Source organism: Nonomuraea sp. NPDC002799 (assembly GCF_053592075.1).
Genome location: NZ_JBSFVA010000049.1, coordinates 37,388 through 61,394, shown reverse-complemented (window position 1 = coordinate 61,394; position 24,007 = coordinate 37,388). Strand labels below are relative to the sequence as shown.

24 protein-coding genes and 1 tRNA gene are annotated in these 24,007 nt (G+C 69.8%); 12 read left to right on the top strand and 13 right to left on the bottom strand.

Annotated features, from left to right (window positions below; translation table 11 throughout):
* Positions 1-529: 529 nt before the first annotated feature.
* Both ACWD0F_RS46480 and ACWD0F_RS46475 read right to left on the bottom strand, forming a co-directional pair.
* Positions 530-603 (bottom strand) — tRNA-Pro (locus tag ACWD0F_RS46480).
* A gap of 62 nt (positions 604-665) precedes the next feature.
* The gene (locus ACWD0F_RS46475) at positions 666-1,529 is read right to left on the bottom strand and encodes a metallophosphoesterase (RefSeq protein WP_449888718.1); all 864 of its coding nucleotides are present in this window, start codon (positions 1,527-1,529) and stop codon (positions 666-668) included.
* A 97-nt stretch (positions 1,530-1,626) separates the two neighbouring features.
* On the opposite strand from ACWD0F_RS46475, the gene ACWD0F_RS46470 reads away from it, so the two are divergent.
* Positions 1,627-2,082, top strand: a complete 456-nt coding sequence (locus tag ACWD0F_RS46470; protein WP_449888712.1) for a GatB/YqeY domain-containing protein — start codon at positions 1,627-1,629, stop codon at positions 2,080-2,082.
* Positions 2,083-2,298: 216 nt separating this feature from the next.
* Here ACWD0F_RS46470 and ACWD0F_RS46465 read toward each other — a convergent pair whose 3' ends face one another.
* Positions 2,299-4,560: a transglycosylase domain-containing protein gene (locus ACWD0F_RS46465; protein WP_449888711.1), complete on the bottom strand. Its 2,262-nt coding sequence runs from the start codon at positions 4,558-4,560 to the stop codon at positions 2,299-2,301.
* Positions 4,561-4,802: 242 nt separating this feature from the next.
* Between ACWD0F_RS46465 and ACWD0F_RS46460 the strand changes: the two genes are divergently transcribed.
* Positions 4,803-5,099, top strand: a complete 297-nt coding sequence (locus tag ACWD0F_RS46460; protein ID WP_090771382.1) for a WhiB family transcriptional regulator — start codon at positions 4,803-4,805, stop codon at positions 5,097-5,099.
* Positions 5,100-5,152: 53 nt separating this feature from the next.
* Here the strand turns inward: ACWD0F_RS46460 and ACWD0F_RS46455 are convergent, their stop codons facing one another.
* Together ACWD0F_RS46455 and ACWD0F_RS46450 are read right to left on the bottom strand one after the other, a co-directional pair.
* Positions 5,153-6,280: an ArsA family ATPase gene (locus ACWD0F_RS46455; RefSeq protein WP_449888709.1), complete on the bottom strand. Its 1,128-nt coding sequence runs from the start codon at positions 6,278-6,280 to the stop codon at positions 5,153-5,155.
* Positions 6,277-7,278, bottom strand: coding sequence for an ArsA-related P-loop ATPase (locus ACWD0F_RS46450; protein ID WP_449888708.1), 1,002 nt, complete (start codon positions 7,276-7,278; stop codon positions 6,277-6,279). The genes ACWD0F_RS46455 and ACWD0F_RS46450 overlap by 4 nt, the downstream gene beginning before the upstream one ends.
* 169 nt (positions 7,279-7,447) lie before the next feature.
* Between ACWD0F_RS46450 and ACWD0F_RS46445 the strand changes: the two genes are divergently transcribed.
* From ACWD0F_RS46445 to ACWD0F_RS46430, 4 genes are read left to right on the top strand one after another with little or no spacing between them, the layout of a single operon-like run.
* On the top strand, positions 7,448-7,603 hold the full coding sequence (locus ACWD0F_RS46445; RefSeq protein ID WP_449888707.1) for a hypothetical protein: 156 nt from the start codon (positions 7,448-7,450) through the stop codon (positions 7,601-7,603).
* Positions 7,600-8,058 (top strand): RidA family protein, encoded by a 459-nt coding sequence (locus ACWD0F_RS46440; RefSeq protein WP_449888706.1) that lies wholly within the window; start codon positions 7,600-7,602, stop codon positions 8,056-8,058. The genes ACWD0F_RS46445 and ACWD0F_RS46440 overlap by 4 nt, the downstream gene beginning before the upstream one ends.
* A gap of 46 nt (positions 8,059-8,104) precedes the next feature.
* Entirely contained in the window at positions 8,105-8,908 is an 804-nt protein-coding gene (locus ACWD0F_RS46435) for an NUDIX hydrolase (RefSeq protein ID WP_449888705.1), read from the top strand.
* Positions 8,905-9,696: an MBL fold metallo-hydrolase gene (locus ACWD0F_RS46430; protein WP_449888704.1), complete on the top strand. Its 792-nt coding sequence runs from the start codon at positions 8,905-8,907 to the stop codon at positions 9,694-9,696. The genes ACWD0F_RS46435 and ACWD0F_RS46430 overlap by 4 nt, the downstream gene beginning before the upstream one ends.
* Here the strand turns inward: ACWD0F_RS46430 and ACWD0F_RS46425 are convergent.
* Positions 9,678-10,358 (bottom strand): Crp/Fnr family transcriptional regulator, encoded by a 681-nt coding sequence (locus tag ACWD0F_RS46425; RefSeq protein WP_449888702.1) that lies wholly within the window; start codon positions 10,356-10,358, stop codon positions 9,678-9,680. The genes ACWD0F_RS46430 and ACWD0F_RS46425 overlap by 19 nt on opposite strands.
* Positions 10,359-10,481: 123 nt before the next feature.
* Positions 10,482-10,937, bottom strand: coding sequence for a hypothetical protein (locus tag ACWD0F_RS46420; RefSeq protein ID WP_449888701.1), 456 nt, complete (start codon positions 10,935-10,937; stop codon positions 10,482-10,484).
* Positions 10,938-11,022: 85 nt separating this feature from the next.
* Here ACWD0F_RS46420 and nth point away from each other — a divergent pair, with 85 nt between their 5' ends.
* The gene (nth, locus tag ACWD0F_RS46415; RefSeq protein ID WP_449888699.1) at positions 11,023-11,745 is read left to right on the top strand and encodes an endonuclease III; all 723 of its coding nucleotides are present in this window, start codon (positions 11,023-11,025) and stop codon (positions 11,743-11,745) included.
* A 40-nt stretch (positions 11,746-11,785) separates the two neighbouring features.
* Positions 11,786-12,433 (top strand): NUDIX hydrolase, encoded by a 648-nt coding sequence (locus ACWD0F_RS46410; RefSeq protein WP_449888697.1) that lies wholly within the window; start codon positions 11,786-11,788, stop codon positions 12,431-12,433.
* A gap of 66 nt (positions 12,434-12,499) precedes the next feature.
* Here ACWD0F_RS46410 and ACWD0F_RS46405 read toward each other — a convergent pair whose 3' ends face one another.
* Positions 12,500-13,012, bottom strand: a complete 513-nt coding sequence (locus ACWD0F_RS46405) for a HEAT repeat domain-containing protein (RefSeq protein WP_449888695.1) — start codon at positions 13,010-13,012, stop codon at positions 12,500-12,502.
* Positions 13,013-13,093: 81 nt separating this feature from the next.
* Between ACWD0F_RS46405 and ACWD0F_RS46400 the strand changes: the two genes are divergently transcribed.
* Entirely contained in the window at positions 13,094-14,284 is a 1,191-nt protein-coding gene (locus ACWD0F_RS46400; RefSeq protein WP_449888693.1) for a MarP family serine protease, read from the top strand.
* On the opposite strand, the gene ACWD0F_RS46395 is transcribed toward ACWD0F_RS46400, so the two are convergent.
* The 5 genes from ACWD0F_RS46395 to acs form a co-directional block, all read right to left on the bottom strand.
* On the bottom strand, positions 14,281-14,724 hold the full coding sequence (locus ACWD0F_RS46395) for a DUF309 domain-containing protein (RefSeq protein WP_449888692.1): 444 nt from the start codon (positions 14,722-14,724) through the stop codon (positions 14,281-14,283). The genes ACWD0F_RS46400 and ACWD0F_RS46395 overlap by 4 nt on opposite strands.
* Complete coding sequence (locus ACWD0F_RS46390; RefSeq protein WP_449888690.1) at positions 14,721-15,641, bottom strand: alpha/beta fold hydrolase; 921 nt, start codon at positions 15,639-15,641, stop codon at positions 14,721-14,723. Before ACWD0F_RS46390 ends, ACWD0F_RS46395 begins: the two co-directional genes overlap by 4 nt.
* Positions 15,631-16,071 carry a phage holin family protein gene (locus ACWD0F_RS46385; RefSeq protein WP_449888688.1) on the bottom strand — a complete coding sequence of 147 codons (441 nt, stop codon included), beginning with the start codon at positions 16,069-16,071 and terminating at the stop codon, positions 15,631-15,633. The genes ACWD0F_RS46390 and ACWD0F_RS46385 overlap by 11 nt, the downstream gene beginning before the upstream one ends.
* Before the next feature lie 31 nt (positions 16,072-16,102).
* Entirely contained in the window at positions 16,103-17,314 is a 1,212-nt protein-coding gene (nhaA, locus tag ACWD0F_RS46380) for a Na+/H+ antiporter NhaA (RefSeq protein ID WP_449888686.1), read from the bottom strand.
* A 109-nt stretch (positions 17,315-17,423) separates the two neighbouring features.
* Entirely contained in the window at positions 17,424-19,397 is a 1,974-nt protein-coding gene (gene acs / locus ACWD0F_RS46375) for an acetate--CoA ligase (RefSeq protein ID WP_449888684.1), read from the bottom strand.
* Between the two features lie 276 nt (positions 19,398-19,673).
* Here acs and ACWD0F_RS46370 point away from each other — a divergent pair, with 276 nt between their 5' ends.
* The 3 genes from ACWD0F_RS46370 (at position 19,674) to ACWD0F_RS46360 (ending at position 23,850) form a co-directional block, all read left to right on the top strand.
* Complete coding sequence (locus tag ACWD0F_RS46370; RefSeq protein ID WP_449888682.1) at positions 19,674-20,453, top strand: oxidoreductase; 780 nt, start codon at positions 19,674-19,676, stop codon at positions 20,451-20,453.
* 1,007 nt (positions 20,454-21,460) lie between these two features.
* Positions 21,461-22,501 (top strand): septum site-determining protein Ssd, encoded by a 1,041-nt coding sequence (ssd, locus tag ACWD0F_RS46365; RefSeq protein ID WP_449888680.1) that lies wholly within the window; start codon positions 21,461-21,463, stop codon positions 22,499-22,501.
* A gap of 200 nt (positions 22,502-22,701) precedes the next feature.
* On the top strand, positions 22,702-23,850 hold the full coding sequence (locus ACWD0F_RS46360; RefSeq protein ID WP_449888716.1) for a TadA family conjugal transfer-associated ATPase: 1,149 nt from the start codon (positions 22,702-22,704) through the stop codon (positions 23,848-23,850).
* The last annotated feature ends 157 nt before the right edge of the window (positions 23,851-24,007 follow it).

Below are 24,007 nucleotides of genomic sequence, written 5' to 3'. Positions count from 1 at the left end.
ATGTTCGGCCGCGCGAACCTTGACCTACTCCGCAAGCGCGTCCTGCTGGCATAGCTCACTCAATGTGACCGCATCACGATCTTTGTGCCAGAGCCACTTTTACATGGCCACGGACACCCTACGCCCAGGAGCGAGACGCCATCGCGCTCGCCGCCACGCTGGCGTGGCACACCTGGTTGTTCCAGCAGTGGCAGGCACGCACCCCGTCACCGTGAAGCCCTCGTCCGTCGTCGTATCCCGCGCCAGGCCAACCGGATACCACCATCCCCGTCGGCTCGTTCGCACGGATCCCGCACGAAGCAGTGCCGGCCATCCGAGAAAGCGACCCTGGGTGTTGCGGCCAAGGCGGTCATTCCCGTGGTTTGAACTGTGGTCCGATGGTTGTTGGCCAGAGGCTGGTGATCATGGTGTCCAGGAGAACTCGTTTGAACTCGCGAGTGGCCCTTGGCGCCGTTCAGACCGACGGTCAAATGATCAAGGGCCTGATCGCTGTCTCTAGCGATCAGGCCCTTGACCTGAAACTTCTGGGTCGGGGTGGCGGGATTTGAACCCACGGCCTCTTCGTCCCGAACGAAGCGCGCTGCCAAGCTGCGCTACACCCCGGTGCACGCCGTCCTCAGCGTGCTAGGAAAGTCTAGCGGACTCCAAAGGTGGTTGTGACCGCGTTAACGGCGGGGAACGAGCGTAAGGAGCGAAGCCTCAGGGAAGCAGGCGAAACGGGCAGGAGCGTACGGCGAGGTGCCGAGGCCGGCGGAGACGTGCAGCCAGGCGCTGTCGTGCCTGCTCAGCCCCTTGACCCGGGCCCGGTCGATGCCGCAGTTGGTCACCAGGGCGCCGTAGAAGGGGATGCAGAGCTGGCCGCCGTGCGTGTGGCCGGCCAGCAGGAACTGGTAGCCGTCCGCGGCGAAGCGGGTCATGTTGCGCGGCTCGGGGGAGTGCATGACGCCCAGCCGGAGGTCGGCGTCCGCCGGCGCGGGGCCCGCCACGAGGTCGTAGCGGTCGCGGGAGATGTGGGAGTCGTGGATGCCGGCCACCGCCACGTCCAGATCGCCCACCTTGATGCGGGCGGTGGTGTTGTTCATGTCGAGCCAGCCTTCGGCGGCCATGCCGGCGCCGAGCTCCTCCCACGGCAGCGTGGGGACGTGCTGGCGGCGGTCGTTCTTGGAGGTGCGCCAGAGGTAGCGGACCGGGTTTTTGGGCTTGGGCGCGTAGAGGTCGTTGGAGCCGTAGACGAACAGGCCCGGGCGCGACAGCAGCGGCTCCAGGGCGTGCAGGAGGGACGGGACGGCCTCCGGGTGCGCGATGGAGTCGCCGGTGTTGACGACCAGGTCGGGCTCCAGGGCGCTCAGGGAGCGAACCCAGTTGATCAGCATCGTCCGGCGTGGCGTCAGGTGCAGGTCCGACAGGTGCAGGATGCGCACCGGGCGCTGTCCGTGCTCCAGCACCGGTACGTCGAAGCGGCGCAGGCGGAACCAGTTGCGCTCCACGACGGAGGCGTAACCCAGCCCGGCCAGGCCGAGACCGAGCATGGACAGGGGCACTGCGACGGCTTTCCTCACGTACTCATGATGCCCGACATCGGGCACGAGGCGTCCGTGCAGACGGCAAGACGGCAAGATGGACCGCATGAGCGCATTGAAGGACAAGCTGAAGGCCGATCTGACGGCTTCGCTGAAAGGCCGGGACGAGCTACGTCTCCGGACGATCCGCATGGCACTGGCCGCCGTGAACGTCGAGGAGGTCGCCGGCAAGACCGCCAGGGAGCTGACCGACGACGAGGTCGTCAAGGTGCTCGCCAAGGAGGCCAAGAAGCGGCGCGAGGCGGCCGAGGCGTTCGGCAGCGCCGGGCGGGCCGAGCAGGCGCAGGCGGAGCTGGACGAGCAGGCCGTGCTGGAGGAATACCTGCCGGCGCAGCTCTCCGACGAGGAGCTGGGCGCGCTGGTCGACGAGGCCATCGCCGAGACGGGCGCGTCCGGGCCGCAGGCCATGGGCCAGGTCATGAAGGTGGTCAACCCGAAGGTCGCCGGGCGGGCCGAGGGAGGCCGGGTGGCGGCCATCGTCCGCGCCCGCCTCGCCTCCTGAGTTCCTCTCTTCCGAGAGCAAGCGCTGTGGGGCTAGGAAGTTGCGGTTGCCCGGAAAGGCAATGGCGCGTCCCTGAAAGGCCACAGAGCGCGTCGTGGAGGCTTTGAGCCTCCGCCTGCGGGCGGAGGCTCCAGCGGCCGGGAAAGCGGCTCTCAGCCCCGTGCAGCAGGGCCTCAGCGTCCGAAGGGCACGGCCTCAGCGTAGGAAACGGCGGGGTCAGTCGTCGGCGGGCGTGATCGGCCCGGCGTCTCCGCCGCGCCCGCGCCCGTCGCCGGGCCCGTCACCGGGCGGCCCGTCCCCGCCTCTGTCGTCGCCATTCCCCGGCGGATCGAAGATGTCGAACGGATTGCCCGGCTCGTCCTCGCCCTTCTTCTTCTTGGGCTTCGGCGCGCAGTTGTCGGTGCACCCGCCGAACCGCGACCGGTCCACCGGCCTGAACTCGGTCGGTTCGACCCCCTTCAGCGCCGACATCATGGCGTCCTTCCAGATGCGCCCGGAGATGGACGCCCCGTACACGTACGGGTAGTGCCGCCCGCCGATCGTGATGCCGATCAGTTTGTGCGCCGAGGTGCCGCGCGGGTCGCCGAGGCTGACGGCTGAGGACATGTTCGGCGTGTAACCGGCGAACCAGGCCGACATGTAGTTGTCGGTCGTGCCCGTCTTGCCCGCCGCGTCCCGCCCGATGCCCCCGACCTCGGTCATGGTGCCCTTGGTGAACACCCCGGACAGGATGCCGCTGACCGCGTCGGCGACCTCCTCCTCCAGAACCTGCGAGCACTTGGGCTTGTACTGCTTGGCCTTGCCGTTGCGGTCCTTGATCTCGGTGATGGCCAGCGGCTTGCAGTATTGGCCGCGCGAGGCGAACACCGCGTACGAGCTGGCGATCGTCACCGGATCGACCTCGTTGACGCCCAGCGTGAACGTCTCCACTTCCGACAACTTCTGCCCGTCGGCCCGCTTGACCCCGAGCTTCTTGGCCATCTTGACCACGCTGCAGAGCCCGACCTTCTCCTCAAGCCGGACGAAGAACGTGTTCACCGAGCCCCAGGTGCCGCTCTCCAGCGTCTTGAAGCCGCCGCCGCCCTCGCTGGAGTTGCGGACGGTGTGTGACGGGTCGCCGACGTTCTGGCCCTTGCAGTTCTTGAACGCGCTGTAGCCGTTGGCGGTGTAGCCCGCGGGCGCCGGGAAGCCGTCGCCGTACTTCAGGCCCTCCTCCAAGGCGGTGGCCAGCGTGTAGACCTTGGCCGTCGAGCCCTGCTGGAACCCGCGCCCGCCACCGTGCGCCGCGTCGGCCACGATGTTGTAGCTCATCTCGTTCTTCTTCTTGCTCCCGCCGAACTTCCGCGAGGCCGCCATCGCCTTGATCTCGCCGGTGCCGGGAACGACCATGGCCTGCGAGGCCACGGGCTTGTCCTTGGTGGAGACGTACTTCTTGATCGCCTTCTCGGCGGCGGCCTGCATCTTCGGGTCGATCGTGGTCTTGATCTCCAGACCGCCCCGCTGGAGCAGCTTCCTGCGCTCGTCGGGGTTCTTGCCGAACTCCTCGTTGCTGAGGATCTCGTACTGCACGTAGAGGCAGAAGTACGGGAACTTGCTGGCCTCGCAGCCGCCGGGGAACTTCACGTCCTTGTAGCCCAGCTTCTTCGCCTTGGCGGCGGCGGCCTCCTGATAAGTGATCTTCGTCAGCTGGGCCATCCGGTCGAGCACGATGTTGCGCCGCTCCAGCAGCCGCTCCCGCGACTCGGGGCCCACGTTGGGGTCGGTGCGCGCCGGGTTCTGGACGGCGCCGGCCAGCGTGGCGGCCTCGACGAGGTTGAGCTCGGAGGCCGGCTTGTCGAAGAAACGTTTGGCCGCGGCCTGGATGCCGTGCGCGCCCGCGCCGAAGTAGGCGATGTTGAGATATTTCTCGAGAATGTCGTTCTTGCTGTACTTCTTCTCGATGGCCAAGGCGTAGCGCAGCTCGGACAGCTTGCGCGAGAGCGTGGGCGCGATGGCGGCCTGCTGCTCCTCGGGTGTCTCGGCCTTGTTGAGCAGGACCTGCTTCACGTACTGCTGGGTGATCGACGAACCACCCTGCATGACGCCGCCGCTCGTGACATTCTTGATGAGTGCCCTGGCCGTTCCCTCAACGTCGATCGCCCCGTGCTCGCGGTAACGGAAGTCCTCGATCGAGATCAGCGCCGTCTGCATGACCTCGGACACCTGGTCAAGCCGGACGGACTGGCGGTTCTCGTAGTAGAACTGCGCGATCTGTTTGCCGTTGGCGTCTCTCAGCAGAGTGCGCTCCGGCAGCGGGGGTTCGTCGAGCTCTTCGGGCTTGAGGTTGAGCTCCACCATCGCGCTCTTCGCCGACACTCCGGCCCCGCCGACCGCGGGAAGGGCCACAGCGGCTGCGAGCACCCCGGCCACCGCGCCCGCGATCACCAGACGCAGGACGTTCAGGACGGGGTTGGAGCGATCTTTGCGCTGAGCTTGCACGGTACCAAGGGTACGTCGAAACACTGGCCGAATCGGTAGCACGACACCATTTCGCCTTGACTGGCGGGGGTGACTAGTCATTCCCGGTCAAGACTGCTGCGAGAAATTGGTCCTCTGGGGTCTGTCGGCCCGAACGTGTAGTTGCGTACGTTCTCCTCTGCGGCAACTGAATACGGAGGCTCGGCGCCCGCGCCCGTCGGCCCCAAATGACGACTGACCACCTAAGGGGAGTGGGGTCGAAAATGTGGATCACGGATTGGACCTCCCGTGCCGCCTGTAAGGGTGCGGATCCGGATGCCCTGTTCGTGCAGGGCGCCGCGCAGAACAGAGCGAAGCTCATCTGCCGGGGTTGCCCGGTCCGTACCGAATGCCTCGCCGATGCGCTGGACAATCGCATCGAGTTCGGGGTGTGGGGCGGTATGACGGAACGGGAACGACGTGCGCTGCTTCGACGGCGGCCCGACGTGGACTCGTGGCGAGACCTGCTCGAGTCCGCAAAGGAAGAGTACGAACGGACCAACGAGCTGATCGCCGGCTGACACCGGCCTGGCGAGCGAAGTACGGCCGGCACCGACCGCCGGCCGTACTTCCTTTATGCGCTCGCCAGCAGCTCGCCGATCTCCCGCAAACCAGACAGATCATGGACGTCCTCGGACATGGCGCGCACCTGTGCGACGGGCACGGTGGGATGAGCCGAGAAGAAATGCTCCTGCTCGCGGCTTTCGCGGGCGGTGAGCTGCATCCGCCCGGCGTGCAGCCGCAGCACGGCGGCGGTCAGCTCATGCTCACCCTTCGACTCCAGCTCCTCCGCGGCGGCGGCGCTGCGTGCCGCTGAGAGCCGGCTGGCGGGCGCCACGTGCACCCGGTTGACCACCAGCCCCGCCAGCGGCATGCGCTCCTCGGCGAGCCGCTCGACGAAGTAGGACGCCTCGCGCATCGCGTCGCGCTCGGGCGCGGCCACCACGAGGAAGGCCGTGCCGGGGGCCTGCAGCAACTTGTACGTCATCTCGGCCCGCTGCCGGAACCCGCCGAACACGGCGTCCAGCGCGGACACGAACGTCTGCAGATCCTTGATCACCTGTGCGCCGAGCAGCTTGGTCATCGCCCCGGCCATCAGCCCGAACCCGGCGTTCAGCAACCGGAACGCGCTGCGTCCTCCGACCTTGGCCGGCGCCGTCAGCAACTTGATGAACCGGCCGTCGAGGAAGCGCCCGAGCCGCTCGGGAGCGTCGAGGAAGTCGAGCGCCGACCGGGACGGCGGCGTGTCCACGATGATCAGGTCCCACTCGTCCGAGCGGCGGAGCTGGCCCAGCTTCTCCATGGCCATGTACTCCTGGGTGCCGGAGAAGCTGGAGGAGAGGGACTGGTAGAAGGGGTTCGACAGGATCTGGCGGGCCCGCGCCGGGTCGGCGTGCGCCTCGATGATCTCGTCGAACGTGCGCTTCATGTCGAGCATCATGGCGAAGAGCTGGCCGCCGCCCTCGGGCGAGCTGATCAGGCGCGGGGTGTTGTCGAGCTCGGTCAGGCCCATCGACTGGGCCAGCCGCCTGGCGGGGTCGACGGTCAGCACGACCGCGCACCGGCCGCGCTCGGCGGCCCGCAACCCCAGCGCCGCCGCCGTGGTGGTCTTGCCCACGCCGCCGGCGCCGCAGCAGACGACGATCCTGGTGCCCTGGTCGTCGAGGATCGCGTCGATGTCGAGTCTGGCGGTCTTCTTCACGCTGCTCCCCGGGTGCGGATGCTCTCTGCGAGCTCGTACAGGCCGGCCAGGTCCACGCCGTCGGCCAGCAGCGGCAGCTCGTAGCCCGGCAGCCCCGCCGCGGCCAGCGACTCCCGCTCGGTCTCCTCCAGCTCGGTGCGGCGGGCGTGCTCGACGATCTCCTCGCCGAGTGCCTCGGCCACCGCCGTCGCCTCCGCGCCGTCGGCCACTCCGGCCGCCTTGAGCCCGAGTACGAGCTCGGCCACGTCGAAGCGGCCCTTGACAGCCGTGTCAAGAGCGGCTTGCGGGAGCAGTGATTCACGCACCATGTTGATGAAAACGCAACCAGCGGGCAGCCCGGCGGAACGCACATCGGAGATTCCGTCGAGCGTTTCCTGGACCGGCATCTCCTCCAGCAGTGTGACGAAGTGCACAGCCGTCTCGGGAGATTTCACGACTCCGTTGACCAGCTCGGAGTGGTTCTTGATCGGCCCGACCTTGGCCAGTCCCGCCACCTCCTGGGTGACGTTCAGGAAGCGCGTGATGCGGCCCGTGGGCGGCGCGTCGAGCACGACCGCGTCGTAGACCCTGCGGCCGTTCCTGGACCGCCTGCGCACCGCCTCGGTGGTCTTGCCGGTGACCAGGACGTCGCGGAAGCCGGGGGCGACGGTGGTCGCGAAGTCGACGATGCCCATCTTGGTGAGCGCCCGGCCGGCCCTGCGCATCCCGTAGAACATCTCCATGTATTCGAGCATGGCCTCCTCGGGGTCGATGGCCAGCGCGTACACGTCGCCGCCCGACGGCGCCACGGCGATCTTGCGCTCCTCGTAGGGCAGCGGCGGCAGGTCGAAGATCTGCGCGATGCCCTGCCTGCCCTCCACCTCGACGAGCAGCACCTTACGGCCGCCCGAGGCCAGGGCGAGGGCGAGCGCGGCGGCGACCGTCGTCTTGCCGGTGCCGCCCTTGCCGGTGACGACGTGCAGCCGCACGTCGGTCCAATCCGTGTCCGGAGAGTCCACGTTTCGAGGTTACCGAACGGTCACTTGTAGAAAGCCGACGACCACCCTTTGAGATTGCTCACACTCGCGTGCGCTCCGCGTTCAGCGGTGCACCAGAGATAGCCCTTATGTTGCGCCGCGTTCAGCGGTGCAGCACAGGCTGCGGTTCTTAGCGCCTACGCTGGCCTGCATGAAGAAATGGGAGTATCTGACTGCGCCCTTGCTCATCCACAACACCAAGATGATCCTGGACAACTTCGGCTCCGCCGGCTGGGAGCTCGTCCAGGTCGTGCAGGGCGCCACACCGGAGCAGCTCGTCGCCTACTTCAAGAAGGAGAAGCAGTGACCCCCGAGCAGAAGATCGAGGAGCTCGGGTTCACGCTGCCCAAGCCCGTCACGCCGCTGGCCTCCTACGTGCCCACCGTCCGCACCGGCGACCTGGTCTACACCTCGGGCCAGGTGCCGATGCTCGAAGGCAAGCTGCACCAGACCGGCAAGCTCGGCGTCGACCTGGGCGTCGACGAGGGCCGGGCCGAGGCCCGCATCTGCGTGCTCAACGCGCTCGCGGCGCTGAAGGCCGAGCTGGGCGAGCTGTCCAGGGTGCGGCGGATCGTCAAGGTCGTGGTGTTCGTCTCCAGCGCCCCCGACTTCTTCGAGCAGCCGCAGGTGGCCAACGGCGCCAGCGACCTGCTGGCCGAGGTGTTCGGGGATGAGGGCAAGCACGCGCGCAGCGCCGTGGGCGTGGCCGCGCTGCCGCTGAACGCGTCCGTCGAAGTGGAGTTGATCGTCGAAGTCGGCTGAGCGGGGATATGTCACCATGACCGAGTGATGTTCTAGAGGAGGTCATGTGACCGGATTTCCGCTTCCAGAGGAGCTCGCCGCGCGGGCACGGGACATAAACGCCGGCCGGGTGGCGCCGGTGCCCGCGCGCGACGCCGCCACCGTGGTGGTCCTGCGCGAGGGCCCGGAGGTCTATCTGCTGCGGCGCAAGTCCACGATGGCCTTCGCGGCGGGCGCGTACGTCTTCCCCGGCGGCTCCGTCGACGCCCGCGACACCGACCAGGCCGTCGCGTGGGCGGGGCCGTCCCCGTCGGAGTGGGGCCGGACCTTCAAGGCGAGCGAACGGCTGGCGCGCGGGCTGGTGTGCGCGGCCGTGCGCGAGACGTTCGAGGAGTCCGGCGTGCTGCTGGCGGGTCCCGGCCCCGAGTCCGTGGTCGCCGACACGACAGGGGACGACTGGGAGGCCGACAGGCTCGCCCTGATCGACCGGAGCCTCGCCTTCGCCGACTTCCTCGCCCGGCGCGGCCTGGTGCTCCGCTCCGACCTGCTCAAGCCCTGGGCCCACTGGATCACGCCCGAGCTGGAGCGCAGGCGCTTCGACACCCGCTTCTTCGCCGCCGTGCTCCCCGAGGGCCAGCGCACCCGCGACGTCGGCGGCGAGGCCGACCACGTCGACTGGAAACGCCCGGCCGACGCGCTGGAGCTGGCGCGCAAGGGGGAGATCTTCCTGATGCCGCCGACGTACCAGACGCTGACCGAACTGGCGGCCTGCGGCAGCCTGAGCGAGGTCCTGGCCACGCGCAGGGAGATCGTCACCATTCTGCCCAGAGTCGTGGAGATCGAGGGTGAGATGCGGCTGGTGACCACATGAGCGGCCTGCACATCCCGATCGGCACGCCGGACGGGTCCCGCACCGACCACGCGGAGAGCCTGCTCGCCCCCAACCCGTCGATCATGACCCTCGACGGCACCAACACCTGGGTGATCGGCGCGGGCGACCAGGTGGTCGTCGTCGATCCCGGGCCCGAGGACGAGTCGCATCTGCGCCGGGTGCGCGACCACCTCGAAGAGCGCGACGTCACCGAGATCCTGCTGACCCACGGCCACTTCGACCACAGCGGCGGCGCCCGGCGCTTCGCCGCGATGGTGAAGGCGCCCGTGCGGGCCCTGGACCCGCGGCACAGGCTCGGCGGCGAGGGGCTCGCCGACGGTGACGTGGTGACCGTGAACGGGCTGGAGATCCACGTGTACGGCACGCCGGGCCACTCGTTCGACTCGCTCTGCTTCTGGCTGCCGCAGGACCACGCGATGCTGACCGGTGACACCGTGCTCGGCAGGGGCACCACGATCATCGCCCGCGACGGCGGGCTGGCCGACTATCTGCGCAGCCTCGACCGGCTCAGAGCGGCGGCGGAGGGCCTGGGGGCGCGGGCGCTGCTGCCCGGCCACGGCCCGGTGCTGCCCGACCCGGTCGGCGCGCTCGACGGCTACATCGCGCACCGGCGCGAGCGGCTCGACCAGATCAGGGCGGCCCGCGAGCAGGGCGCGCGCACGTCACGCGAGATCGTCCGGGTGGTGTACGCGGACGTCGACCGCTCTCTCTGGCCGGCCGCCGAGATGTCGGTGCTGGCGCAGCTCGACTATCTGGACCGGTTGTAGAGCCGGTCCATGTCGAGGATCACCACGGCCTTGGCCTCGATGCGCAGCCAGCCGCGCTGGGCGAAGTCGGCCAGCGCCTTGTTGACCGTCTCCCGCGAGGCGCCCACGAGCTGGGCCAGCTCCTCCTGGGTGAGGTCGTGGTGCACCCGCAGGCCGTCCTCGGCCCTGGTGCCGAACCGCTCGGCCAGGTCGAGCAGCTGCTTGGCGACCCGGCCAGGGACGTCGGTGAAGACCAGGTCGGCCAGCACGTCGTTGGTGCGGCGCAACCGCTGGGCCAGCGCGCGCAGCAGATGGAGGGCCACCTCGGGACGGCCGGTCAGCCAGGGCCGCAGGTCGTCGTGGCCGAGCCCGGCCAGCCGCACGTCGGTCAGCGCGGTCGCCGTGGCCGTGCGCGGCCGCGGATCGAACAGCGACAACTCGCCGAACATCTCGCTCGGCCCGAGCACGCTGAGCAGGTTTTCCCGCCCGTCCGGCGACGTGCGGGAAAGTTTGATCTTGCCTTCCAGCACCACGTAGAGCCTGTCGCCGGTCTCGTTCTCGTGGAAGAGCGTCTGTCCCTTGGAGAGCTGGACCTCGGTGATGCTCGTACGCAGCGCCGCGGCGCTCTCACGATCCAGCGCGGCGAACAGGGGGGCCTTGCCCAGCACGTCTTCGGTGTTCACTCTGCCTCCTCTGCTGCCATTGTGACTCACCCCACTCCGGGTGGCACACACAGGCTATGGGAATGCCGGAGTGCTCAGGGCTCGTCCGTGTTCGTGAGGGATGAGACGCATTCAGGGGGAAAGTTACCCGACGCGCTGGTCCACCCCTGACAGCAGGCCGTCCACAGAGGCCACCGCGGCCGCCACGGACCTGTTGAGCAGGACCCGGAGAACGTCCACCGCCTCCGGGCGCGTCGCGGGGTCCGGGTTGCGGCACTGCGCCACCGCGATCCGCAGCGCGGGAGGCAGCACGACCGGGTCGCCGTCCCTGGCGCCGGTGGCCGCGAACACCACCAGATCGGCCCAGGCCCGTACGTCCTCCGCCTCGGCGCCCCGCTGGTCCGTCTGCCAGCCGATGAGCACCTGCCCCCGCCGGCCGAGCGCCACGCTCTCCGGGCTGAGCCGCAGCCCCGCGGTGCCGTGCGCGTGCAGCCTGGCCAGCGCGGCCAGGCAGCTCACGGCGAGATGATGCAGCGGCCGGCCGCTCAGCGGCCCTCCGTTGCGGATGAACTCCGACAGCGCCGCGCCCTGACCGCCCATGGTGACCGCCTCCCATGCCGCCAGGTTGTACGCGAGCGAGGCCGTCCGGGGTTCAACCGTTCGCCGGAGCTTCTACTCTTTCGACATGGCCACCAACGCGGCGGAGCGCAAGCCGGAGTCCCAGCTCGCCCTGGTGCGGCGGGCGCGCAAGATCAACCGGATCCTCGCGGAGACCTACCCGGACGCCCACTGCGAGCTCGACTTCGGCAACCCGCTCGAGCTCCTGGTCGCGACCATCCTGTCCGCCCAGTGCACCGACAAGCGGGTCAACATGGTGACCCCCACCCTGTTCACGAAATATCCGACGGTGGAGGACTACGCCGCCGCCGACCGGTCCGAGATGGAAGGAATCATCCGCTCGACCGGCTTCTTCCGCGCGAAGACCAACAACATCGTCGGCATGGCGCAGGCGGTCTGCGAGCGCTACGGCGGCGAGGTGCCCGGCAAGCTGAAAGACCTGGTCACGCTGCCCGGGGTCGGCCGCAAGACGGCCAACGTGGTGCTCGGCAACGCGTTCGGCGTGCCGGGGCTCACCGTCGACACGCACTTCCAGCGGCTGGTGCGGCGCTTCGGCTGGACCCAGGAGAGCGATCCGGTCAAGATCGAGCACGTCGTGGCCGGGCTGCTGCCCAGACGCGAGTGGACGATCTTCTCGCACCGGGTGATCTGGCACGGCCGCCGCATCTGCCACGCCCGGCGCCCGGCGTGCGGGGTCTGCCCGCTGGCCGCCCTCTGCCCGTCGTACGGCACCGGCCCCACCGGCCGGGAAGAGGCCGCGAAGATCGTCCGATCCGGCCCCTTCTCCTGAACCGGGGAAGTGATCGGCACCCAGGCGTGTTGGAGGATGCGTGAACCAAGTGCCCGACTGGCTCGACAGACTGGCGGCGCAGGCTCAGCGCATCCGTGTCCCCCGGCACCTGCGACCACCGGCCGGCGGCGGGCGGGCGGCGGCGGTGCTCATGCTCTTCGGCGACGGGCCGCTCGGGCCTGACGTGCTGCTCATCCAGCGCAGCACCCGCGGGCGCAGGCACGCCGGACAGCCCGCGTTCCCCGGCGGTGGCGTCGATCCCGAGGACGGCGGCCCGATCGGGGCGGCGCTGCGCGAGGCCGAGGAGGAGACCGGGGTCCAGCCGGACGGCGTCCACGTCCTGGGCACGATGTCCGAGCTCTACCTCACCTACAGCGACAACCGGGTCACGCCCGTGGTCGCCTGGTGGCGCGAGCCGTGCGCGGTCCACGCGGCCTCGCCCGACGAGGTCGAGTCCGTCGAGCGGGTGCCCATCGCGGAGCTGGTCGACCCCGTCAACCGGATCATGTTGCGGCACCCGACCGGCATGGCGGGGCCCGCGTTCCGGGTGCGGGGGATGCTGGTGTGGGGGTTCACGGCGATGGTGCTGGACAGCGTGCTGCGCGCCGGCGGCCTCGAACGGCCGTGGGATCCCACGCGGATCGAGGAACTGCCCCCCGACGTCGTCAACCTCGCCGCCCGCGGCTGAGCCGTCGCGCGGCTGGCGGGTGCGAGCGCGGTGCCACGCCGAGCGCGGTCTGCGGGCCGAGCGCGGTCAGCGGGCCGAGCGCAGTGCCACGCCGAGCGCGGCCCAGCCGGCCACGTCCGCGTCGCTGTCGGCCGCCAGCTTGCGCAGCGTCTCCAGCCCGGCCCGGTCCGGCGGGTCGCCGAGCACGTGCTGCAGCGCGTACGCGGCGCCGTACCTGACCCTGGCGTCGATGTGGCCCGCCAGATCGATCACGGACGGCAGCGACCGCGGGTCGCCCAGATGCCCGAACGCGATCAGCACCGAGTAGAGCACCATGGCGTCGTCCTCGCTGGCGGCCAGGTAGCGCAGCACCGGCAGCGAACGGTCCACGAACGCCCCCAGCATGCCCATGATGTCCACGCCGAGCAGCCGCTCCTCGACGGAGTCCGCGGCGCACAGCCGGCGCGCCTCGATGAACGACTCCAGGTCGCCCCGCTGGCGCAGCACGGAGATCACGTGCCAGCGCAGCGGCCCGTCAGGATCGATGTCGCGCAGAGCTGCGTCGATGAGATCCCGCACTGTTCCCTCGGCCGGCGGCATAGCGCCAAGGTAGCCAGGGGAGTGACGCCGTCCTGGCGGAAGACGTGCACACTTGACCGAATCGCTGGTTACCTTTGAAGCGTGCGCGGTGATCTGCTTGACCTCATTCTGATCGGCCTCGTGATCGCCTTCGGCGTCTCGGGCTACCGGCAGGGCTTCATCATCGGGGCGATGAGCTTCGTGGGGTTCGTGGGCGGAGCCGTACTCGGCGTTTTCATCGCGCCCCCGATCTCCAAGGCCGTGGTCAGCGGCGACACGCCGCAGGCGCTGCTCGCGATCGTCATCGTGTTCCTGGCCGCCACCATCGGGCAGTTCGCCTCGTCCACCATCGGCGCGGTCGTGCGCAGCCACGTCACGTGGGAGCCCGCCAAGGTGGCCGACGCGGTCGGCGGCACGTTCGCCAGCGCGCTGTCGGTGCTGGTGATCGCCTGGCTGATCGGGTCGCTGATCGTCTCCACGGCGTTCTCCCCGCTGGTCGACCAGGTGAAGAACTCCGCGCTGCTGACCACGGTCGACGACGCGATCCCGCAGGCCGCGCGCAACTGGCAACAACCGTTCAAGAAGTTCATCGACCGCTCGGAGTTCCCGCCGGTCTTCGACGCCATCGGCGCCGGCCAGCTCATCGACGTGCCGCCGCCGGACCAGAGCGTGTTGCAGGGCGCCAAGCTGAGCCGGGCCCGGCTGGCGATCGTCAAGGTGCAGGGCGACGCGGGAAGCTGCAACAAGCACATCGAGGGCACCGGCTTCGTCTACGCCCCCGGCCGGATCATGACCAACGCCCACGTGGTCGCCGGAGTGACGCGTGACCTGCAGGTCATCGACTCCACCAACACGCGCCACAACGCCACCGTCGTGCGTTACAACCCGCGCCGCGACATCGCCATCCTCTACGTGCCCGGGCTGGCCCTGCCGCAGCTCGCCTTCGACGGCGAGGGCGGGCGGGGCGACAACGCGATCATCGCCGGGTTCCCCAAGGGCAAGGGGTTCACCGCGGAGCCCGCCAGGATCGGCGGCAAGCTCGACGCCGAGGGCCCCGACATCTACCGCGCGAGCACCGTCACGCGGAAGGTCTACGCGGTCCGCGGGCAGGTCCTGCCGGGCAACTCGGGCGGTCCCCTGCTCACGGTGGACGGCCGCGTCTACGGCGTGATCTTCGCCGCCGCGGTCAACGAGAAGGAGACCGGCTACGTCCTGACGGCCGAGGAGGTCGCCCCCGACGCCGCCGCCGGCCGCAACGACACCTCGCGGGCCGGCACCCAGGAGTGCGACTAGCCGGGCAGTTTGCCGAGGATCAGGGCGATCGACTCGGCGGGGTCGCTGTCCTGGTTCAGGCCGGAGGCGGCCTTGCCGACCGCGTCGTACGCGCCGCCGTACCCTTGCGCCCTGGCGGCCCCGCGGCCGAAGAGGATCAGCGCGCCGCGCCCGTTGCCGCGCTGGAGGTGGGTGAGCCCGACGCAGATCTGCGCCAGGCCCTGCCACAACTCCCGCTCGTCCTCCGGCGCGCACTTCCAGCGGCCCTCGAACACCTCGTGCGCGTGGAACGGCATGCCCTCGCGCAGGAACCGGCGGCCGTCGGCGAGGGCCTGCTCGGTGGTGGGGGCGTAGTCGTCGGGGACCCTGGGCACACCGGGGGCGCCGTAGGGGAGCGGCCTGCCGTACGCGTCGCGCGGCCTGGCGTTGCGCGGCCTGCCCTCGGGATCGCGGTCTCTCATCGGTCGGGCTCCGGATCGGCCAGCCAGCCGAGCAACTCGGTGTCGAACACGTCGGGAATCTCCTCGTGGGGGAAGTGGCCGGCGCCCTCGAACAGCCGCCACCGGTAGGGAGCCGCCACGTGGCGGCTCGACCCCTGGGCCGTGCGCGGCAACACGCGCGGGTCGAGCGCTCCGTGCAGGTGCAGCGTCGGGGCCTCGACCTCGGTGCGCATGGCCCTGGCGTAACGGCGGCCGTCGGGGCGGAGCTGGGAGCGGCCGAACCAGCGGTGATACTCCAGCGCGCAGTGCGCCACGGCCGGGATGCCGAACGCCTCGCGGTAGGTCTCGGACGTCTCCCGTTCCGGCCAGCCAGGCCGCGACCACTCGTCGAGCATCCTGCCCACCAGCGAGGCGTCGCGGCGCGTGAGCCGGCGCTCCGGGAGCAGCGGCACCTGGTAGCCGAGCGCCGCGACGCTGGCCCTGAGCTGGCCCGACAGGTCGGTCAGGAACGAGGTGCGCAGCCGCAGCGGATGCGGAGCCGACACGGGGACCAGCCGGTGGACGCACTTGGGGTCGAGCACGGCCATCGTCCAGGCGAGCAGCCCGCCCCAGTCGTGCCCGACCACGATCGCCCCGGTCTCGCCCAGCGCCCTGATCAGCCCCGTCGCGTCGGCGGCCAGCGTGGGGAGGTCGTAGCCGCGCGGCGGCTTGTCGCTGCCGCCGTAGCCGCGCAGATCGACCGCGACCGCCCGGTAACCGGCCGCGGGCAGCGAGACGAGCTGGTGCCGCCACGTCCACCAGAACTGCGGGAACCCGTGCAGCAGCAGCACCAGCGGCCCCTCGCCCGCCTCGACGACGTGGAAGCGGGTGCCCCCCGCGTGCACGGTGCGGTGGGTCCAGGGGCCCTCGATCTGTACGACGGACTCGTCAGGCGCCATCGCGGGTCACCGGCACGCCATCGGATCGGACCGCGGGCAGCGCCGGCTCGTCGGGGTTGGCGATCTCCTTGAGCCCCTTGATCGACCTGGCCGTGCGCCTCATCCCGGCCAGGCCCTTCAGCCGCCGGATCCCGATGAACACCAGCAGCCCCGCGACCAGCAGGTAGAACACGGTCACGATGAGGAAGGCCGCCCAGGTGGGCAGCCACTGGGCCAGCACGTAGGCGATGGCGAACGAGGCGAGGATCAGGCACAGATGAGCCATGAAGGCGGCGGCGGCGAACAGGCCGCCGGCCATGCCGACCCGCTTGGCGTCGAACCTGAACTCGGCCTTGGCCAGCTCGATCTCCGAGCGGACCAGGTCCGAGATGTGACTGCTCGCCTGGGCGACCAGCGAGCCCAGGGATTCTTCCTCGGGAGTCTGCGGCATGAACGTCTCCTATCGAGGCCTGGTGGCCGTGTCAAACATCATCCAGCGCCGTATGGCGCTTGCGTACCCGTATGCGAAGCAGGACCGCCGCCAGGACCGACGCGATGAGGCTGGCCGCGAGGATCCCGGTGGTGACGGCTTCGGCGCGCTGACGGTCGTCGCCGTACGCCAGATCGCCGATCAGCAGTGACACCGTGAACCCGACCCCGGCCAGCGACGACACCGCCGCCATGTCCTGCCAGTGAAGCTCTTCCGACAGTTTCGCGAGGCCGAGCCGTACGGACAGCCAGGCGCCGCCGAACACGCCGATGAACTTCCCGAGCACGAGCCCCGCAATCACTCCCAGAACTACCCGATCGGCCAAGATAGCGCTGAGGCTTGATCCGCTCAGTTTCACCCCCGCTGACAGGAACGCGAACACCGGCACCGCCAGGCCCGCCGAGATCGGGCGGAGGTAGTGGTCGGCCGCCTCCGCGGGGGAGCGCTCCTCGTCCGCTCGCGCGCGTACCCGGGTGAGCAGGCCGAGCGCCACTCCGGCGACCGTGGGGTGCACGCCGCTCGCCTCGGCCGCGCACCAGGCGGCCAGGGCCAGGGGTACGAGCAGCCAGGGGGTGGTGACGTTCTTGAGCTGCAGCAGGCCGTACGCGGCGATCAGGGCGGCGCTCAGCAGGAGCATGAGGAGGTCGAGGTGCTCGGTGTAGAAGGCGGCGATGATCGTGATCGCGCCGAGGTCGTCCACGACCGCGCAGGTCAGCAGGAACGCGCGCAGCGCCGCCGGCATCGCGCCGGCGGTCACGGCCAGGACGGCCAGCGCGAACGCGATGTCGGTGGCCGTCGGGATGGCCCAGCCCCGGGCGGCGCCCTCGGCTCCCCAGCTCACTATGAGGAAGACCAGGGCCGGGACCACCATGCCGGCCAGGGAGGCGATGATCGGGAGGGCCGCCTTGCGCGGGTTGGACAGCTCGCCGTGGACGAACTCCTCCTTGACCTCCAGCCCCGCCACGAAGAAGAAGATCGTCAGCAGGCCGTTCTGCGCCCACTTGTACAGCTCCAGCGGGCCGATCGAGGTCTCGCGCAGCGCGTCGTAGCCGTCGCTGGAGACGTTCGCCCAGATCAGCGCGGCCACCGTGGCGGCGAGCATGATGACGCCGCCGATGGTCTCGGTGCGCAGGGCCTCGGCGAGGGCGCGGGCATAGCGGCTCTTTGCGGGAAACGGCCACTTCTCGGTCTTCTGGCTCTGCACGGGGCTCCTCTGGTCGGCATGCGCTTACGTCACGCCGACCAGACTTCCCGGCACACCTACGTCAGCATGGGGCGTATATCCCAATATATGGACATACGCCCCTTTTGGGTCAGTCTTCGGACTTGGCCGACGGCAGCTTGTCGGAGATGAGGTTCATCACCGTGCTGTCGGCCAGGGTGGTGACGTCGCCGATGCTGCGGTTCTCGGCCACGTCGCGCAGAAGGCGGCGCATGATCTTGCCGGAGCGGGTCTTGGGCAGCTCGGGCACCACCAGGATCTGCCGCGGCTTGGCGATCGGGCCGAGCGCCTTGGCCACGTGGTCACGCAGCTCGGCGCCGATGTCGTCGCCCTCCTCCGCGCTGCCGCGCAGGATCACGAACGACACGATGGCCTGGCCGGTCACCGGGTCGGTCGCGCCGACCACGGCCGCCTCGGCCACCTTCGGGTGGCTGACCAGCGCGCTCTCCACCTCCGTGGTGGAGATGTTGTGGCCGGAGACCAGCATGACGTCGTCCACGCGGCCGAGCAGCCACAGGTCGCCGTCCTCGTCCTTCTTGGCGCCGTCACCGGGGAAGTACATCCCGTCGAACCGGCTCCAGTAAGTGTCGATGTAGCGCTGGTCGTCGCCCCAGATCGTGCGCAACATGGCCGGCCAGGGCTCGCGGACCACGAGGAAGCCGCCGCCGCCGTTGGGGACGCTGTTGCCCTGGTCGTCGACCACGTCGGCGACGATGCCGGGCAGCGGGCGCATGGCGGCGCCCGGCTTGCCGGAGGTGACGCCGGGCAGCGGGCTGATCATGATGGCGCCGGTCTCGGTCTGCCACCAGGTGTCGACGACCGGGCAGCGCTCGTGGCCGATGTGCTCGCGGTACCAGACGTACGCCTCGGGGTTGATCGGCTCGCCGACGGAGCCCAGGATGCGCAGGCTGGACATGTCGTACTTGGCGGGGATGTCGTCGCCCCACTTCATGAACGTCCGGATCGCCGTGGGCGCCGTGTAGAGAATCGTGATCTTGTACTTCTGCACGATCTCCCAGAACCGGCCCCGATGTGGGGTGTCGGGGGTGCCCTCGTAGATGACGCTGGTGGCGCCGTTGGCCAGGGGGCCGTACACGATGTAGGAGTGTCCGGTCACCCAGCCGATGTCGGCCGTGCACCAGTAGATGTCGGTCTCCGGCTTGAGGTCGAAGACCGCGTGGTGCGTCCAGGCCGTCTGCGTCAGGTAGCCGCCGGTGGTGTGCAGGATGCCCTTCGGCTTACCGGTGGTGCCGCTGGTGTAGAGGATGTACAGCGGGTCCTCGGCGTCGTGGGGCTCCGGGGTGTGCTGGTCGCTCTGGCGCTCGACGATGTCGTGCCACCACACGTCCTTGTCGCCGGTGGCGACCTCCTGGCCGGTACGGCGTACGACGAGGACGTGCTCGACCTGCGGGCACTCGGCGACGGCCTCGTCCACGGTCGGCTTGAGCGCGCTCGGCTTGCCCCTGCGGTAGCCGCCGTCGGCGGTGATGACCACCTTGGCGTCGGCGTCGTCGATCCGGCTCTTCAGCGCGCTGGCCGAGAACCCGCCGAACACCACCGAGTGCACGGCCCCGATGCGGGCGCAGGCCAGCATCGCGACGGGCAGCTCGGGGATCATCGGCATGTAGACGGCGACGCGGTCGCCCTTGCGGACCCCGAGCTCGTGCAGGGCGTTGGCGGCCTTGCTGACCTCGGTCTTCAGGTCGTTGTAGGTGAGGGTGCGGGAGTCGCCCTCCGGCTCGCCTTCCCAGTGGTAGGCGACCTTGTCGCCGCGTCCCTCTTCCACGTGGCGGTCGACGCAGTTGTAGGCGACGTTGAGCTGCCCGCCGACGAACCACTTCGCGAAAGGCGGGTTCCACTCCAGCGTCTCGTCCCACCGCCTGGCCCAGGTCAGCCGCTCGGCCGCGTGCTCCCAGAAGGCAAGACGGTCGGCGGCGGCCTCGCCATACGCGGCGGCGGTCACATTCGCGGCCGCAGCCAGGGCGGCCGGTGGTGCGAACCGGCGGCTCTCCTGTAGCAAGTTGGACAGCGCCTGGGTCTCGTTGCCAGGGGTCTCCGGGGCCACTTCGTGCTCCTTCTATGGCCAGATTAGACAGGTCGTGTCCTACTTCACCAGCTCACGGCGGTCCCACACAAGAGGTCTAGACAGGTCTGTACCGTCCGGCCCGGGTGGGGTGGATTTTATCGGGCCGGCCGGCGAACGCTATCTTCTGTATATCCGGCTAATGCGCGGAGGGCTTTATGGGCCCCCCGTTGTCGGGGTTTCTCGACTGGTTGTCATAGCGGCGGTTCCGGCGGGCGTTGGGCGCGTGGGTCGTACGCGCAGGTAGGGTCAGGTCCCGTGAGTGACCCATTGGCCGTCATCGCGCAGTTCCCCGGCGTCTCCGAGGCGGTGGACGAGGCCCGGGAGGCTGTGGACCGGCTCTATCGTCACCGTGTCCTGCGCCGCGCCAGCCCGGCGGTGTCGACGGAGTCGTCCCTGCGTGGCGCCCGTGCCTCGGCCGCGATCGAGGGCGTCGACGTGCCCCTGGACGCGCTGCGCCGGGACGAGATCCACGACCCGCTGGTCCAGGGCGCCCTGCGCGCGTCGGCGGAGATGGGCCGGCTGGGCTCCACCTGGCGCAGCGCGCCCAGGCAGGTGCTCGCCCGGCTGCACAGCGTGGCGGCGGCCGGCCTCGCGCCGCAGCCCGCCCTGGGCCGCCCCCGGTCGGAGGACGAGGCCGCCGACCCGCTCGGCCTGGGCCCCGCGCCCGGCGCCGGTGAGGCGGCGGCTCGCATGGAAGCCCTGCTCCACCTGCTCGAACGGCCTACGAAGGCGCCCGCGATCGTGCTGGCCGCCGTGGTTCACGCGGAGCTGGCCGTGCTCCGCCCGTTCGGTACGGCCGACGGGATCGTGGCGCGCTCGGCCGAGCGGCTGACCCTGGTGGAGTATGGGCTGGACCCGAAGTCCCTGGTGGCCGTGGAGGTGGGGCATGGGGAGCTGCCGTATGCCGACGGTCTGCGGGGGTATCTGAGCGGGACGCCGGAGGGGGTGACCGGCTGGGTACGGCAGTGTGCCTCGGCGGTAAGCCTGGGCGTACGCGAGACGACCGCCGTCTGTGAGGCAATGCAGAGGGGCTGACCTGCGGAGGGGCTGTTCCGTGGCGGGGCTGTGCTGCGCCTGCGGAAGGCTGACTTGCGGAGGGGCTGCTCTGCGGAGGGGCTGCTCTGTTGGGAGTCACTGACATAGCTGACGGCGTCTCGGTTATGAGACGCCGTCCGCCGTGCATCACACCGGGTTACCAAGCGTGCACCTTTATCCGTCGGACGGGTCAAGCCCGTCACGACGCGCCTCCCGCGGCTGGTCGCGCGTGGGTGCCTGGTTGACGCACCCGGACAAGTGGTCCGTAACCCCTTTCTACGACGGTTTCCCGCTGATGGGAACCCCCGGGACCAAGACCTTTACCCGCCGATGTCTGAGGCTTCGGACATACGGGTGGCTACCGCCTTCTTGTGTCGGTTACCAAGCTGTGATGATCACAGAGAGTGATCGTCTTTATGTGATCGTTATGCTACGGCGAAAAAACTTGGCGAAAATGCGAGATTGCTGCTCGACGAAACTCGAGTCGATCGGGCAGCATACGGGGGTATCGCCCGATACTGGAGCGACCGCGCCAGGGATTGCTTTGCAAGTCCCTTGCCAGGCTCTGGTGAAGTGATGAAAGCTTTCTTCTGAAACGGGACCGGCTCTACCCCCCCGGAGCCGGACCGATCAGGCGACCCCCGCTCTCCCCCCCGGCGGGGGTCGCCCCTTTTCCGCCCTCTTCTGGGCCCAGCTCCGCGACCGGTCCCCCCGGCTCTTCGCGCACCCCTCCCACAAACCGGGAAGTCTCACGCGATCTCCGTCTCCGCGCGCGCGACCGCTGTCCACAGCCCCACCCACCCCGCACCCGTGTCCACAGCGCCACCCATCCCGGCTCCACAGCGCCACCCACCTGCGCCCGTGTCCACAGCGCCACTCACCCCCGCACCCGTGTCCACAGCCCCACCCACCATCCCCAGAATCCCGTTCGGCGTCTCCGCACCCGCACCCCCTCCCGCAAAGTTGACCTCCCAACGCCTCACCCCCGTTGCCCCAGGGAGGCCAACGTGCACCGTCCTCTGGTCATCACCGAAGACCCGGCCCTGCTGGACGACCTGGTCCGCATAGCGGCCGCAGCCGGCGCCCACCTCGACGTGGCGCACGCCCCAGCCCACGCCCGCCCCTTCTGGAACCTGGCCCCGCTCATAGCGGTGGGCGCCGACCAAGCAGACGCCGTAGCCGCGATATCACCCCCCGCCCGAGACCAGGTCCTCCTCGTGACCAGAGGACACGAAGACCCGGACACCTGGCGAAAATGCGTGTCCGTAGGCGCCCAAGCCGTGGTGACGCTCCCCGACGACGAACGCCACCTGGTGGAGCGTCTGGCAGACGCCATAGAGCCCGACCCCCGCTCAGGCTCCGTCGTCTGCGTGGTCGGCGGCCGAGGCGGAGTCGGCGCGAGCGTGCTCTCGGCCTGTCTGGCGTTGCGAGCCTCAGGCGACCACCTCCGCACCCTCCTGGTGGACGCCGACCCGCTCGGCGGCGGCATCGACGCCCTGCTCGGCCGCGAGGAGGCACCGGGCGCCCGGTGGGGAGACCTGGTGGCCCGAGAAGGCCGGATCAACTCCAGCGCCCTGCAGGCGGCACTCCCGTCGTTCGGAGCTCTGGCCGTTCTCTCCTTCCAACGAGGAGAGGTGGCGGCGATCCCATCCCCAGCCATGCGCTCGGTCCTGGAAGCCGGCCGACGTGGCTTCGACCTGATAGTCGTCGACCTCCCACGCCACTTCGACCCGGCCTCGATCGAAGCCCTCAGCAGAGCCAGGACGACGTTGGTGGTGGCCACGGCAGACGTACGCGGCATCCTGTCGGCCGTCCAGGTGCTCGGCGAAGCCCGCAACCACACCTCGGACCTTCGCGCAGTCCTCCGCCCAGGAATCCTGGACGACGACACGGCGGTCGGATCCCTCGGCATACCCTCAGCCGGCATCCTGCCTGACCAGCCAAGACTCACGGCCACCCTCAACCGGGGCGAGCTCCCCCAACTAGGTCCCCGCACCGTGCTGGGTGCCCTCTGCACCTCCCTGTTGCAAGATCTCCTACCGGCATGACCTCGACGCCACGAGCTCACCACCCCACCGGAGCAACCGAGCAGCACCCGGCGCCCAGCCCGCACGCCCACCCCGGCACCTCCCGGCAACGGACATCCGGGCACCTCGAAAGCAGCCGGACGCCCCAGCCCGCCCCCGCGTCGAGGCCGCCGACGACCCACCGGGATCCCGGCCTCACGGAGCATCAGGAGCAGGCGGCCGTGTCCCCTGAGCTGGTGGAAGCCGTCCGGATCCGTCTGGCCCGCACAGGCGTCGAGCCAAGTGCGGCCCAGGTGGCGGTCGCCCTCAGAGCCGAAAGATCCGTATACGGCGACGCCGAGATCCTCGCGGTCGCCAGGGCTCTCTGCGCCGACCTGATCGGAGCAGGCCCCCTGGAGCCGCTCCTGGCCCGCCCAGACGTGACGGACGTCCTGGTCAACGGCCCACGTGAGGTGTGGATAGACGACGGTGGCGGCCTGCGCCGCACCCCGGTGACGTTCACGGACGATGGGGCCGTCCGCCGGCTGGCCCAACGCCTGGCGGCCGCGGCAGGCAGACGACTGGACGACGCCTCCCCGTACGTCGACGCCAGATTGGCAGGAGGCGTCCGCCTGCACGCCGTGCTGCCGCCGGTGGCGTCCGGGGGCACCTGCGTCTCGCTGCGCCTGCCCCCACGCCGCACCTTCACCCTGGCGGACCTGGTGTCGGCAGGCACGGTCACCCCATCCGCGATCCACGTCCTGACCTCCATGGTCACCGCCAGACTGGCCTTCCTCGTGACAGGCGGCACGGGCACCGGCAAAACGACACTCCTGTCGGCCCTGCTCTCCCTGGCGGACCCCGGCGAACGCCTCCTGCTCGTGGAGGACTCGGCCGAGCTACGCCCCCTCCACCCGCACGTGGTACGCCTGGAGACGCGCCCGGCGAACCTGGAGGGCGCGGGCGGCGTAGGCCTACGCGACCTGGTCAGACAGGCGCTGAGAATGCGCCCGGACCGCCTGGTGGTAGGAGAGGTGCGCGGATCCGAGGTGGTGGACCTGCTCGCCGCCTTGAACACCGGCCACGAAGGCGGCTGCGGGACCCTGCACGCCAACACGGCGGCCGACGTACCACCTCGCCTGGAGGCTTTGGGCTGCGCGGCGGGCCTGACCAGAGAAGCCGTCCACAGCCAGCTTGCCGCAGCGCTCGACGCGGTCATCCACCTGACTCGCACCCGCCCAGACGGCCGAAGACGCATCGCCGAGATCTGCCTGCTCTCCAGAACGGCATCCGGCCTCGTCGAATCAATCCCCGCCCTGACCTTCGACGCGAAAGGCACCGCACAAGTCGGCCCAGGCTACGAATCCCTAGCCCGAAGATCGCAACCATAACCACCAACACGCACGCCCACAGACCGCACAACCGCCCACCCAACACGAACGCTCACAGACTCGCCCGCCCAACACGGGCGCTCACAAGCCGCCACTCCGGCCGGCCAACCCGAACGCTCACAGACTCGCCCGCCCAACACGGGCGCTCACAAGCCGC

What these genes read in the sequence shown, in the direction of transcription:
- ACWD0F_RS46470 (WP_449888712.1), top strand. Translation starts at nt 1,627, where the DNA reads ATGAGCGCATTGAAGGACAAGCTGAAGGCCGATCTGACGGCTTCGCTG.
- ACWD0F_RS46390 (WP_449888690.1), bottom strand. Translation starts at nt 15,641, where the DNA reads ATGGCGCCTGACGAGTCCGTCGTACAGATCGAGGGCCCCTGGACCCAC.
- ACWD0F_RS46445 (WP_449888707.1), top strand. Translation starts at nt 7,448, where the DNA reads ATGAAGAAATGGGAGTATCTGACTGCGCCCTTGCTCATCCACAACACC.
- nth (WP_449888699.1), top strand. Translation starts at nt 11,023, where the DNA reads ATGGCCACCAACGCGGCGGAGCGCAAGCCGGAGTCCCAGCTCGCCCTG.
- ACWD0F_RS46460 (WP_090771382.1), top strand. Translation starts at nt 4,803, where the DNA reads ATGTGGATCACGGATTGGACCTCCCGTGCCGCCTGTAAGGGTGCGGAT.
- ACWD0F_RS46475 (WP_449888718.1), bottom strand. Translation starts at nt 1,529, where the DNA reads ATGCTCGGTCTCGGCCTGGCCGGGCTGGGTTACGCCTCCGTCGTGGAG.
- ACWD0F_RS46420 (WP_449888701.1), bottom strand. Translation starts at nt 10,937, where the DNA reads ATGGGCGGTCAGGGCGCGGCGCTGTCGGAGTTCATCCGCAACGGAGGG.
- ACWD0F_RS46395 (WP_449888692.1), bottom strand. Translation starts at nt 14,724, where the DNA reads ATGAGAGACCGCGATCCCGAGGGCAGGCCGCGCAACGCCAGGCCGCGC.
- ACWD0F_RS46430 (WP_449888704.1), top strand. Translation starts at nt 8,905, where the DNA reads ATGAGCGGCCTGCACATCCCGATCGGCACGCCGGACGGGTCCCGCACC.
- ACWD0F_RS46405 (WP_449888695.1), bottom strand. Translation starts at nt 13,012, where the DNA reads ATGCCGCCGGCCGAGGGAACAGTGCGGGATCTCATCGACGCAGCTCTG.
- ACWD0F_RS46385 (WP_449888688.1), bottom strand. Translation starts at nt 16,071, where the DNA reads ATGCCGCAGACTCCCGAGGAAGAATCCCTGGGCTCGCTGGTCGCCCAG.